Genomic DNA, 12,646 nt, shown 5'->3' with positions numbered 1-12,646 from the left:
GCGCCGCCACGCTACGTCTATTACCCATCAACTTTTGCCGTTCAGCCTAATGCGTCGCGAGCCGCTATTGAAAGGGTCACTATACCCCTTTCTGTCATCCTCGCGACGGCAGCGCTTCACCCACCCCGGCCGTCAGGACGTCGTGCTGAAACCGGCCGATTTTGGCCTTACGACCTAGACGGCACGGATGGCACGGCCATGACCCTTCCTACCCAATGTTGCAGACAGAAACCGCCCTCAGAACGCGGGCAGCACCGCGCCCTTGTAGTGCGTCTCGATAAATGCGCGCGTCGCCGGGCTCTGGAGTGCGGCGATCAGCTTGACCACGCGCGGATCCTTCTCCTCGCCGCTGCGGCCAACGACGAAGTTGACGTAGGGCGACTTGGCGTCCTCGATCACCAGCGCGTCGCGCACCGGATTGAGCTTCGCATCCAGCGCGTAATTGGTGTTGATCATCGCCAGATCAACCTGATCGAGCACCCGCGGCAAGGTCGCTGCCTCGAGTTCCTTGAACTGGAGCTTGCGCGGGTTGCTCGCGATGTCGCCGAGCGTCGCGAGCGGGTCGGCGGGGTTCTTCAGGCGAATCAGCCCGGCCTTCTGCAACAGCAGCAATGCGCGCCCGCCATTGCTCGGTTCGTTCGGGATCGCGACGGTCGCGCCCGCCGGCAGTGCGGCGATCGTCTTCCACTTGCGCGAATAGCCGCCGAGCGGTTCGACGTGGATCCCGGCATAAGGCACGAGATGCGTGCCCCGCGCCGCATTGAACGAGTCGAGATACGGCTTGGTCTCGAAGTAGTTCACGTCGATCTGCTTCTGGTCGACTTGCAGATTGGGCTGCACGTAATCGTTGAAGACGCGGATCTGGAGGTCGATGCCCTGCTTGGCGAGCGCCGGCTTGACCGATTCCAGGATTTCCGCGTGCGGCACCGCGGTCGCCGCGACGGTCAGCGTATTGCCGTTCGACGGCGCGCCACCGCGCGAACAGGCGGCGATCGCGAGGATCGGCAAGGCGGCAAGCAGCAGGCGTCGGTTCATCTTGGGTGTCCTGAAGTTCAGCGGCGCGTGAAGGCGGCAGCAAGCCGGTCGCCGGCGAACTGGATCGCCTGTACGAGCAGCACGAGTAACGCGACCGTAACGATCATCACGTCGGTCTGGAAGCGTTGATAGCCGAAACGGATCGCAAGGTCGCCGAGCCCCCCTGCCCCGACCACACCCGCCATCGCGGTGAAGGATACGAGCGCCACCGCGGTCACGGTCGCGCCGGAGATGAGGCCGGGGAGCGCTTCCGGGATCAGCGTGCCGGTCACGATCTGGAGCGGGGTTGCGCCCATCGCCTGCGTCGCCTCGATCGTCGTGCGGTCGACTTCGCGCAATGCGCCTTCGACCAGACGTGCGTAGAAGGGTGCTGCCCCGACCACCAGCGGCAGGATCGCCCCGACCACGCCGAGCGACGTCCCGACCAGCGCGACGGTGAGCGGGATCATGACGATCAGCAGGATAATGAACGGCACCGATCGCAACACGTTGATGACGACCCCCAGTAAGCCGTGGAACACGCGGTTCTCGCCGATCTGCCGCTTGCCCGTCACGTACAGCAGCACGCCGAGCGGTAGCCCGAGCACGATCGTCAGCGCGAGCGACGCCGCGAGCATGACGAGCGTGTCGCCGGTGGCCGCGGCGATATCCGCCCAGTTCACGTTGGAAAACCAGCCGTTCATGCGTCGAGCCCCGCCAGCATCCGGCGCGTCGCCGGGTGCCGAGCGTCGGCGAACACCGCGTCGACCGTCCCGGTTTCCGCCACTTGTCCGCGATCCAGCACGGCAACACGATCACACACCGCGCGAACGACGTCCATTTCGTGCGTGATCAGCACGATCGTCAGCCCCAGTTCCTGATTGAGCTGGCGCAGCAGCGCGAGCACGCTCCGGGTCGCTTCGGGGTCGAGCGCGCTGGTCGCCTCGTCGCACAACAGGATGTCGGGACCGGTCGCGAGCGCACGCGCGATGCCGACGCGTTGCTTTTGCCCGCCCGACAGCTGCGCCGGATATTTGGCGGCATGGTCGGTCAGGCCGACGCGGTCGAGCAGCGTGGCAACGCGCGCCTGCCGATCCGCGGCGCCGATTCCCGCAAGCTTGAGCGGGAAAGCGACATTCTGCGCGACGGTGCGCGACGACAGCAGCCCGAAATTCTGGAAGATCATCCCGATCCGCCGCCGCAGCGTGCGCAAGCCACCGGGTGCGAGGCCGGTGACGTCGACTCCCTCGATCTCGACGCGCCCGCTCGTCGGGCGTTCCAGCGCGTTGATCAGGCGGATCAGCGTCGACTTGCCCGCGCCCGACGGGCCGATGACCCCGAACACTTCCCCACGCGCAACCGACAGCGACACGCCATCAAGCGCAGGCGCGCCATTCCCGTCAAACCGCTTCGCAATGTCGATCAGGTCGATCACGCGGTGCCGATCACTTGGGCTGCGAACCGTTCCATCTCCTCGGCCTGCGGGCTCATCTGGAGCAGCAGCAGGTCGAGCCCGACGCCTTCGTAATCCGCGATGCGTTGCCGCAACTGCTCGGGCGTGCCGACCAGATGCGGGCGAAGCCCGCGGTTGGACACCGAATATTCCTGGATCTTGAGATCGCGCTCCAACTGCGTGCCCGACAGCCATTGGTCGAAATTGGCGTATCCCGCGGGCAAATCGGTGACCGTGGTGATCCGCTCAAGCTCGCGCTGCGCCTCTGCTTCGCTGTCGCGGACGATCGCGTAGGCGGCCATGCCATAGTGCATTGGCGCGCCCCCGGCCGCCTGGCGGCGCGCGGCCATGTCGGCGATCTTGGGCGCGATCGCGTCGACCGGGTCGCCGTGCATGACATAGGCATCGCATTGCGCCGCGATCAGAGTCTTGGCCTTCTCGCTTTCGCCGCCGGCATAGACCGTCGGGCGCTTGGCGGGCTTGGGCGCGCAGATCGCGTTCTCGGTGCGGTAGAATTGCCCGGCGAAGCTGAACCGCTCCTCGGTCCACAACCCGTCGACCACCGTCAGCCACTCGGCGGTGCGGGCATAGCGGTCGTCATGCTCGTCGAACTGGAGGCCATATTGCTTTGCCTCGTCCGCCCACCACGACGACACGACGTTGAGCGCAAGCCGCCCGCCGGCGATCCGGTCGATATTGGCGGCGGCCTTGGCGAACAGCGCGGGGTGGTGGAAGTTGGGGCGCACCGCGACCATCAGCTCGATCGTCTCGGTCACCGCGGCAAGCGCGGCGGCGGTCGACCAGGCATCCAGCGCGGGCTGTTCGACGCCCTTGATGTCGTTGAGGTTGAGTTCGGCGATCAGCGTCAGATCGTAGCCGATCTGCTCGGCGCGCTGGGTCAGACGCTTGGTATAGTCCCAGCTCGCCTCCATCCCCTCGTCCGCCACGTTGCGCAACCAGCCGCCGAAGACGGGAGTCCAATAGCCATAGCGCATCAGCGGGCGTCCTCGATCACGGTCAGCAGATAGTCGACCAGCCGGTCGTGCGGTTCCCAGCCGAGCACGTCGAGCGGCTTGGCGACGAAATTGGAGAGCGCGTTGATGTCGTAGAAGCGCGGGACGCCATCGCGATCGTCGATCATCACCTCGACCCCGCCGACGTCCAGCCCCGCCGCCGCTGCGATCACCTCTGCGGCGGCGCGGAGTTCGGGCGCGGGCTCAGCCGACACCATTGGGATCGGTGCGCCGGGCACCTGACAGGCGTCCGCCGGACACAGATCAAACGTCCCGCCCCCCGCGATGTCGAGCGCGTAGAGATAGGCGCGGTCGAGCGTTTCGATCCGCGTGACCGTGCCGTTCCGCGCGGGGACGTAATCCTGCACCAGCAACACGCCGTCGACGCTCGTCGGCAAGGTCTTGTCCGCAACCGCGGCGCGCAGTTCGTCCATCGAATCGTAGCGAACGATCCCGGCACCCGATCCGCCGATGTTGGCCTTCACGACCAGCGGGAACGCGAGCGTCGCCGCCGCCGCTTCGACGTCGGCCGCCCGGTGGACGACGCGCGTTGCCGGGATCGCAAGGCCAAGACCCGCGATCAGCGACAATTGCCGCGCCTTGGACGAATCGATCGCGAGCACCTCCGGCCCGTTGACGATCCGTGCGCCCGCCCGCCGCCAGTGGTCGAGCAATGCGATCCCGTGGAAGATCGGATGCTCGTCGCTGCGCAGGAAGCTCGACATCGCGATGCGGTTGAAGACGACCTTCGCGGGGGGCTGGCGGTCGGCCGGATCGTAATGCCCGTCGGGACGCAGCGCGGCGTAATCGACACCGCGCCGGTCGAGCGCGGCAAACAGCGGCGTGAACCACGCGGGATGTTCGTAAAGCAAAGCGAGGTCGGTCACGCCGTCTCCAGTTCCTGTCGGGCTCTCCCCGCCTCCATGACGCGCGGGAACAGTTGCGTCGGCAAACACCTGCTTGCCGCAAACCAAGCATTTCTTGGAATTCGCAAAATCGCTAGAGGCCTTCCGCGACCCAATGCGCGTTGGAAAGCCGTCGGGCAAGCGTCCAGGCCTGCGTGCGAATATCGGGCACCGCGACGATTTCCCAGAACGCGCCGCGCGTCATCGGGCCGAGCGCGAACAGCCGGTCGTTGGGAGCGCCGTCGTCCGCGACCACCCGCATCTGGTCATCCACGTCGATGCCGAGCCCCGCCGCATCGGGACGGATCGCACCGCGCATCGTCAGCCGGTTGAGCACAGGCTCGCTGGTGCGGCGCAGGTCGCCTTGCGGGCCGGTGCAGTTGATGATCCGCTGGACCTCGATCCGTTGCTCCTCGCTGGCACCACGTGGCCTGAAACCGACCGACAAACCGTCCGGGGTCGGCTCGACCCGGGCGACCTTGCCCGCGATCAGCTCAAGCCGCCCGGCGTCGCGCAGCGCATCGATCCGGCTGGCGACATCGGGCGCGAGCCGATGGCGGTGGATGTCCCACCACGGTCGCGCATGGCGGATGAAGCGTGAGCGCTCCTCAGCGCTCGCGGCACGCCAGATGTCCTGCGTGAACGGGCGTAGCTCGTCGATCGCGCCGCGCCAGCCGATCTCCGCGCCGCGCGCCCGCAATGCGCGCACGCGTTCCGACAGGATCGGCGCGGGGCGTTCCTTGATCGGCACGAACGGCGCGCCCGGCGCGGCGTGGGCGTGCGGCAGCAATCCGCGCCGCGACAATGCGACGATCCGTCCGGCAAACCCCTTCGCATCGAGCAGCAGCACCACGTCGACCATCGTCAATCCGGTGCCGAGGATGAACACGGTATCGTCGGGGCCCAGCCCGTCGGTTGCCGCCGCATCCCAGCAATTGCCCGCATATCGCCCGGGCGGAAGCCCATCGAGGTCGAGCCCGCCCGGGGTGGGCGGCGGCAAATTGCCGACCGCCAGGATCGCGGCATCGGCCTTGATCTGCGCACCGTCGCGCAGGACAACGCGAACCCCCGCCCCGTGGATGACGTCAACCGCCTCGCCCTGAACGATCTGGAGCCGGTCGGGATGCTCCGCCGCGACGCGATCGAGCACGCTGCGGAGATAGGTACCGTACACAAGCCGGGGCACGAACGTGTGCCCGGTCGCGGCATGGCCCTGCGTTTCCAGCCAGCGCACGAAATGCGTGGGATCGTCCGGGAAGGCGCTCATGTTCGACGCGCGCACGTTGAGCAGATGCGTCGGATGCGCCGCGCCATACGCGAGCCCGATCCCGGCATCCGCCTGACGATCGACCAGCGTCGCCCGCGGACCATCGTGCCGCACCAGGTTGATCGCAGCGAGCGAGCCCGAAAAGCCTCCGCCGATGATCGCAACATGTTCGATCACGCGGCAGCCCCGCCGCAGTCGAAGCGCTTAACGTCCATGATAGTCTCCAGCCGTCCGTCGTCTCAACGGTTCAAGCCGTGCAAAGGTCGCGCGACGTCCCGCAGCACGACCGTCGTGACCGGTCGGTCCATCGCTCCGACCGGCGTTACTTGTTCTCGACCGGGTCCGCTGCCGTCGTCGGATCCGCCCCGGCGTCCTTGCGCACGCTGCGTGCAGTCATTCCGGTGGCGGACGCGTCATCCATCATCTGCTCATCGGGCGCGGTCGGGGCCGGCGGCGGGGTGTCGTCGATCATCGCCGTGTTCGCCGTCTCGGTCGGCTCTACCGGCGGTGGTGCCGGTTCGGGCGTCGGCGTGGCAGGCTCAGGTGCGACGATCTCGGCATTGTCCGATCCGTTGTCGGTATAGACGGCTTCGTCATCTCCGCCCGAGCAGGCACCGAGGTTGAAGGTCAGCAGCGTGGCTGCAACGGCAAAGGCGAATTTGCGGTTCATTCGATGTTCTCCTGCTCAGCGCGCGGCGAGCGTTTGCGTCTGCCGGGCGGACCGTGCCTCGATCTTGCTCGCGAGCGTCCCGTCCCACTTGTACGGATCGTCGCGGAAGCTGACCTGCCCGTTCTGGTTCGCAAACGCGGTCCAGTACAGCAGATACACCGCAACCGGTGCCGCAAGCTTCGCGCGGACGGTCTTGCCCGCCGTCACCGTATCGTCGATCGTCTGCGCCGACCATTCCGGCGTGTTGCTCATCAACTGCTTGGCAAGCGCGCCCGGCTTTTCGAGCCGCACGCAGCCGTGGCTCGCGAGGCGGTCGAACCGTGCGAACCCCGCCTGCGCGGGCGTGTCGTGGAGATAGACGGCGAACGGATTGGCGAAATCGAACTTGTACCGGCCGAGCGCGCTGCGTTCGGACGACTGCTGCAACCGCTTGCTGCCGTCGCCATTGTCGATCACGCGGAAACCGTTGCGCGCGAGATAGCCCGGATGCGCCTTCTCCTTCGGCCACAATTCCTTGCCCGCGATCGTCGAGGGGACGTTCCATGGCGGATTGAGCACGATGCTATGGATCTGCGACACCAGCATCGGGGTTTCGTCGCCGGGACGGCCGGTGACCGCCTTCATCGACATGACCGGCGCGTCACCGTCGAACAGCGTCAGCACCGCGGCGGCGATGTTGACCTGCACGCGGTTCTGCTCGAGCGTCGGCGGCAACCAGCGCCAGCGTTCCATGTTCGCCTTGATCTGGCGAATGCGCGCATCGACGGGGACGTTGAGCGCCGCCAGCGTCTGCGCGCCAAGGGTTCCCGTCGGGTTGAGGCCATAGCGGCGCTGGGCGCGGCGGAGTGCCTCGACCAGGCTTGTGTCGAACTTGTCGCCGCTTGCCTTGACCGTCGAGTCTTCCGCCGCGAGCCGCTTGCGCAGCGCAACGACGCGCGCGCCGCTGCTGCCGAAGGTCACGTCCGTGCCGGCGAGTTGCGACCAGCCGCCGTCTTCCCCGATCGCGCGATAGCGGGCGAGCCCTTCGACCAGCGTGTCATACCCCGCATAGGGCGGCGGCAAGGCGGCGACCCATGCGCTCAGCCGGTCGTTGACGATCGCGCTACGGAGCGCAGGAAGCGGATCATAGGCGACGGGGCGCATCGCCCAGTCGCGCTGGAAGTCGCCCTCGGCAAGCCGCCCCGAATGGACCGCGCGCGCATGATCGAGCGCCGCGCGGATCAGCCCGTCGTTATCGCGCGGCACCGTGCCCGGCGTGTCGCTCAACCCCTGCGCGACCACGTCCTTGCGGATCAGCTCGGCAAGTTGCTTGGACTGGCTCGCGCTCAGCGTCGGCAAGATGATTTCCGGCGCGATCAGCGGTTGTACCGTCTGCGGCGGCGCGGTGGGGACGACCGGCGCCTGCATCGTCGGCGGGAGCAACGATACGGGCGGTGGAGTCTGGGCGAATACCGGGAACGGGGCGAGACAGGCACTCGCCACGGCATAGCGGGTCAGCCCGGATACCATGCGAGTAAGGGAAGATTCTGTGCGGCGCTTCATAGTCATAGAAGCGCCTCTAACACGGCATCGGCGTGCTCTGCATCGCCTAATTGGGGTTTCGGCCCGACTTGACCCGAACGATTGCAGATCAACGGGTTGCCGGGAGCAAACCGATGGCGCCCGACGTCATCCGTTCAGGCCGAACACCGTCAGCGTAAGGTCCGGTTTGCGCGTGGTTACGACCGCGCTGCTCTGGATCCGGTCAAGCGCCGCCTGATAGCTTGCGGCTTGCGCGGACGCCCGCGTGACCGCGGCCTTGCTGCCCTTGGCCGATCCGCCGTTGGCCAGCGCAGCCTTGGTCGAATCCCAGTAGAGCGAGCGATAGCCGGTCTGGGTGATCGACATCGCCTGTTTGACCGCGTTGAGCGCGATCCCCGCGTCCTGCGCCGACGCCAGCGACAGCCCGGCGGAAAGGCCAAGGCCGAATTGCCCGCCGGGCGACACTTTCGGCGCGCGTGGCGCGCGCACCGGTGGCTGCGACAGGATCTGCGGATCGATCCCGATCTTCGACAGCACGTCCTGTCCGGGCGGCCCCGCGATCAGCTCGATCGTCGCGCCGCCGCGCGCGGTGATCTGGAACGCGCGGCCGTCGCCCTTGATCGTGCTCGCGACGCTGGCCTTTCCGCCGGTGAGCAGCCCGACGCGGCTGGCCAGCGACGCGACCGTGTCGTTCGGCCCGATCGTCAGCTTGATCGCGGCGCCGCGGTTGATCCGGATCGACACGCTGTCGCCGACGCGGACGCTGGTCTGCGACACCAGGTTCGCGGAGACGTCGGGCGTCACAACGCCGCGATTGAGGCCGAGTGCCTCGAGGATGGTATCCCCGCCCGCCACCGCGGCGATCCGCACCGTGCCGGTTCGCGCACCGCTGGTGCCGAACTGCTCGACCGTCTCGATCGCGCCGGTCGTCGGGTCGATCCGTCCGACGAAGCCATCGACGTCGCCGCGCTTGGCGGTGCCCAACGTCCCGCTCGTCCGCCCGCCGACGTAGAGCGCATCGCCGAGGAAGCCGACGCTGTCGATCTGATCGTCCCCCGCCGTCGCCAGATAGGTCGTTGCGACGCTGGTGAAATTGGCGCTGATCCGCGTGACGAACCCGTCGCGCGCGCCACCGGTTGCATTGACCTGATCGCCCGCCACCGCCCCCAGCGTCGCGCCACCGATTGCGATCGTGCCGTCCGCCGCCACCGCCAGTGCGCGGGCCTGTGCGGTGCCGAGCGAGACGCTCCCGGTTTCGGGATAAAGATCCTTTGAGTCATAGCGTTGCAAGACACTGGTTGTACCCTGTTGCAACAGCGCGAGGACCTGCCCATCGTGGTCGAACGCCAGGCTGGTGACACGATCGTCGCCACCGGTGTCGAGCACCTGCTGGTCCGTGACCTGCCCCTTCGCATCGAGCCGCGCGAGATACGCATCCCCGCCCCCGGTCGAAGCCCTGCCGCCGAGGTAGATCGTCCCGTTGTCGGCCACCGCCACCGCGGTCGCGCTGTCGAAGCTCGAGGTCCGAATCCGCTGCAGCATCTGTTCGTCGCCGTTGCCCGCAAAGCGTGCGACCACCATCGCGCTGCCGTTGGCGATGGGGTCTGCGCCTTCGGACACCGTCCCGGCGACGACTACGCCGCCGCCGGGCGCGAGCGCCAGCGCGGCCCCGGTCGAGGTTCCCGGCGTCCCCAGGCTGCGCTGCCACAGCACGGTCCCCGCGCTGTCGCGCTTGGACAGGAATAGCATCGGGTTGCCGTTGGAAAGCACGCCGCCAAGATCGCCCTGCGTCGTCCCAAGGACGTAACTGAAGCCTAGCGGATCGACCACCAGCGCATTGACCGTGGTTTCGGCCGTCACGGGTGGCGGGGGTGGCGGTGTCACGCGGGGTGTGCCGGGTGTGGGCTTGATCGTCGGCTGGGGTCGCAACGCTGCGGTTGCGGTCGCCAGCCCGTCGGTCGCCGCAATCGTGCCGTCGAGCCGCTGCTCGATCGTTGCATCGGGGGTGTCGAACCGCAGCATCTGCACTCTGGTCGCGGACGTCGCCCCGGTCACGTCGGCGGCGGCGACCACCGTCGCGGGTGCGCCGGGTTGATCGATCGTGATCCGTTCGTTGCCGGTCCGGTCGATCGTCAGGCCCCAGGCGTCGCCGGTCTTGGTCACGCGAACCTTGACGTCCCAGCGCGGGATTGCTGCCCCGTCGGCATTGTATTGGATCGCGCCAGCGGCATCGCGTGCCGGGATCGCAGCGATCGCGGTGGTGATCGCGGTGGCGATGCCGTCGAGCGTCGGCGGCTGCGGGGTCTGTGCCAGGTCGATGTCGACCACGTCGCTCGTTTCGCGCTGCGACAGCGTGATCCGCAGCCGTTCCGCCCCGCCGACGCCGGGCACCGTGGCGTACCGGTCGGCCACCACACCCTTGCCGACGATCGCCGGAATGACCTTTGGGCCACCGATCGCGATGCTTTCGGCGCGGGTGTGCGGCTGATCGAAGGCGAGTTGCAACTGATCGCCCAGCGTCGTGCCGAGGTAGCCGCGCAAGTCCTTCAATCCGCGCTCGAAGCTTTGCTGCAAGCTCTTGCGCTGCGCGTCATTTGCGCTGCTGCTCGCCGCCGCCTGCGCCAGCACGCGCAACCGGTCGAGCGCCTTGTACGTGGTGAAGTCGGTCTGGACGTCACGGGGCAACGTGCCGGACGCGGACCGCGTGTCGACGATCGTCTTCATCGCCTGCACCGCCGCGACCGATGGCGACGGGGTGCGCGTCTGCGTCCAGGGGGCCGTCGTCGCGGGGGTCTTGAACTGGGCGCGGGCGGTGCGTTGCGCGGTGGTTTCGGTGGCAGCGCCGCCCACGCTCACGCCATAGGTGTCGAACGCGTTGGTTCGCGTCAGCAGGCTCAGGCCGGCAAGGCTATTGGAGACATCCGCCGCCATGGATCGTCACTCCGGGTCAAGACCCTTCTGGGTCACTTCCCATGATAGACGACACGTAGATCCCCGGTCGCGAGCGCGCACATTTTTGCGGGATCAATGCAGCGATGCGTCCGCCTGCGCGCCCTCGCCCTGCCCGCGTTCGAGCGCGGTGGTTTCATAGGTGATCAGTTCGCGGCAATCGGCGAGCGCGCGGTAGAATTCGCCCGCCGCGATATGGCGCGCGAAGCTGACGACCATCGCCTTGGCCGTCTCGGACTGGATCGCGCTGAGCAGCGCATGGACCAGCAGGACGACCTGATCCTGATAGCGATCGCGCGCCGGTTCATCGATATACGCCATCATCGCGGCGAAATAGAGCCGCCGTGCGGGGGTATTGGCTTGCTCGGGCGTCATGATCTCGCGTTCGCGCAGGACCGCGGCATGGTTCTCGACCGCGAGCCGCGTCCGACCGAGCGCAACCAAGACCGCGCCGTTGACGACGACCTTCTCCCCTTCCCGCAACCAGATCTTGAGCGCCACGACCGTTCCTTCCGCACATCCTTGGGCCATCATAGACGCCGGGCGGCGCGCGCGGTGCCGACCCGGAATTTTTTGCCTAGCTGCTCGATCGGGCCTTCATCAAAAGGTTCGTCCACGCCGCTTAACCATCAAAAAGCCCGGTGCGTGAAACCGCGGCCCCAACCGCTTTCTAAAAAGGACGCATGCCCCGCTTGTCGCGGCGCATCGGCTGCAGAAGGCAGCCGTCTTTTGAGAAGGAATGTTATCATGGCAATGTCGGTCAACACCAATACCGCCGCCCTTACCGCGCTCCAGAACCTGAGCATGACGACCAACGAACTGGCGACGACTCAGAAGCGCATCAGCACCGGCCTCAAGGTCTCCTCGACCAAGGACGATTCGGCTTCCTACACCATCGCGCAGACGCTGCGTGGCGACGTCGGCAAGCTCGCATCGGTCGGGTCTTCGCTGAGCCGCGCAAAGAGCACGGTCGACGTGGCGGTTGCGGGAACGCAGCAGATCTCCGACCTCGTCAACCAGATGGCCGCCAAGGCCACGTCGGCGTCGGACGCGGGCCTCGACACCAACAGCCGCGATGCGATGGGCAAGGACTTCGACGCACTGAAGGAGCAGATCCAGTCGATCATCGACTCGTCGAGCTTCAACGGCACCAACCTGCTCCAGGGCAGCGGCGGTAGCGTCAGCGCACTCCAATCCACCGACACCACCGCAGCAACGCTGGATGTCGCAAACCAGGACTTCGACACGGACGTCATCGACGCCATCGGTTCCACGTTCACGGACGCGGCATCGGCCAAGACGATGATCGACACGTTGAAGGACGTTTCGACGACGATCAACGCAAGCCTCAGCACGCTGGGCTCGGCGTCGCGCAAGATCGACGGCCAGGCAAGCTTCGTCAGCAGCCTGTCGGACGTGATCACCAGCGGCATCGGCAACCTCGTCGATGCGGATCTGTCGAAGGAATCGGCCAATCTGCAGGCGTTGCAGGTCAAGCAGCAGCTGGGCGTGCAGGCTCTCTCGATCGCCAATCAGGCGCCGCAGAGCATCACCTCGCTGTTCCGCTAAGACCACCGAAACCCGACGCCGGACCTACGGGTCTGGCGCCGGGACCAGAGATCGTCGGCACCTACCCCCCCTCAGGGTGCCGACGTTGCGACAGGGGCCGGCCGGTACGCTCCCTTGGCCCGCCGGCCCCTGTCCTTTCTTGTTTTTAGCGCCGCGAAAAGCGCACTTCCCCCTTCTTTCAACTCGCTTCCCCGGCGAAGGCCGGGGCCCAGTAGCGAAGGTGGCAGCAACCCCGCGCAGCGTTCGACAATCCACGTTCCACTCCTGGCCCCCGGCCTTCGCCGG

General features: G+C 67.1%; 11 protein-coding genes. 1 reads left to right on the top strand and 10 read right to left on the bottom strand.

Going from position 1 to position 12,646, the window contains the following annotated elements:
- Positions 1 to 237 precede the first annotated feature (237 nt).
- The 10 genes from ABIC17_RS18990 to ABIC17_RS18945 all read right to left on the bottom strand — a co-directional run bounded on the left by ABIC17_RS18990 (position 238) and on the right by ABIC17_RS18945 (position 11,293).
- Complete coding sequence (locus tag ABIC17_RS18990; protein ID WP_354284542.1) at positions 238 to 1,035, bottom strand: MetQ/NlpA family ABC transporter substrate-binding protein; 798 nt, start codon at positions 1,033 to 1,035, stop codon at positions 238 to 240.
- Positions 1,036 to 1,052: 17 nt separating this feature from the next.
- Complete coding sequence (locus ABIC17_RS18985; RefSeq protein WP_354284540.1) at positions 1,053 to 1,718, bottom strand: methionine ABC transporter permease; 666 nt, start codon at positions 1,716 to 1,718, stop codon at positions 1,053 to 1,055.
- On the bottom strand, positions 1,715 to 2,449 hold the full coding sequence (locus ABIC17_RS18980; RefSeq protein WP_354284538.1) for a methionine ABC transporter ATP-binding protein: 735 nt from the start codon (positions 2,447 to 2,449) through the stop codon (positions 1,715 to 1,717). Before ABIC17_RS18980 ends, ABIC17_RS18985 begins: the two co-directional genes overlap by 4 nt.
- Positions 2,446 to 3,462, bottom strand: coding sequence for an LLM class flavin-dependent oxidoreductase (locus tag ABIC17_RS18975; protein WP_354284536.1), 1,017 nt, complete (start codon positions 3,460 to 3,462; stop codon positions 2,446 to 2,448). Before ABIC17_RS18975 ends, ABIC17_RS18980 begins: the two co-directional genes overlap by 4 nt.
- On the bottom strand, positions 3,462 to 4,367 hold the full coding sequence (locus tag ABIC17_RS18970) for an ATP-grasp domain-containing protein (protein WP_354284534.1): 906 nt from the start codon (positions 4,365 to 4,367) through the stop codon (positions 3,462 to 3,464). The genes ABIC17_RS18975 and ABIC17_RS18970 overlap by 1 nt, the downstream gene beginning before the upstream one ends.
- Positions 4,368 to 4,479: 112 nt before the next feature.
- Entirely contained in the window at positions 4,480 to 5,829 is a 1,350-nt protein-coding gene (locus tag ABIC17_RS18965; protein WP_354284532.1) for an FAD/NAD(P)-binding protein, read from the bottom strand.
- A gap of 145 nt (positions 5,830 to 5,974) precedes the next feature.
- Entirely contained in the window at positions 5,975 to 6,322 is a 348-nt protein-coding gene (locus tag ABIC17_RS18960) for a hypothetical protein (RefSeq protein WP_354284530.1), read from the bottom strand.
- Positions 6,323 to 6,337: 15 nt separating this feature from the next.
- Positions 6,338 to 7,831 carry a L,D-transpeptidase family protein gene (locus ABIC17_RS18955; RefSeq protein WP_354284528.1) on the bottom strand — a complete coding sequence of 498 codons (1,494 nt, stop codon included), beginning with the start codon at positions 7,829 to 7,831 and terminating at the stop codon, positions 6,338 to 6,340.
- A 159-nt stretch (positions 7,832 to 7,990) separates the two neighbouring features.
- Complete coding sequence (locus ABIC17_RS18950) at positions 7,991 to 10,774, bottom strand: hypothetical protein (RefSeq protein ID WP_354284526.1); 2,784 nt, start codon at positions 10,772 to 10,774, stop codon at positions 7,991 to 7,993.
- Between the two features lie 93 nt (positions 10,775 to 10,867).
- Entirely contained in the window at positions 10,868 to 11,293 is a 426-nt protein-coding gene (locus tag ABIC17_RS18945) for a flagellar biosynthesis repressor FlbT (RefSeq protein WP_354284524.1), read from the bottom strand.
- Positions 11,294 to 11,539: 246 nt separating this feature from the next.
- On the opposite strand from ABIC17_RS18945, the gene ABIC17_RS18940 reads away from it, so the two are divergent.
- Positions 11,540 to 12,361, top strand: coding sequence for a flagellin (locus tag ABIC17_RS18940; protein ID WP_354284522.1), 822 nt, complete (start codon positions 11,540 to 11,542; stop codon positions 12,359 to 12,361).
- Positions 12,362 to 12,646 lie beyond the last annotated feature (285 nt).

This window comes from Sphingomonas sp. PvP056 (assembly GCF_040549155.1).
GTDB lineage: Bacteria > Pseudomonadota > Alphaproteobacteria > Sphingomonadales > Sphingomonadaceae > Sphingomonas.
This window is presented reverse-complemented; position numbering and strand designations above follow the sequence as displayed.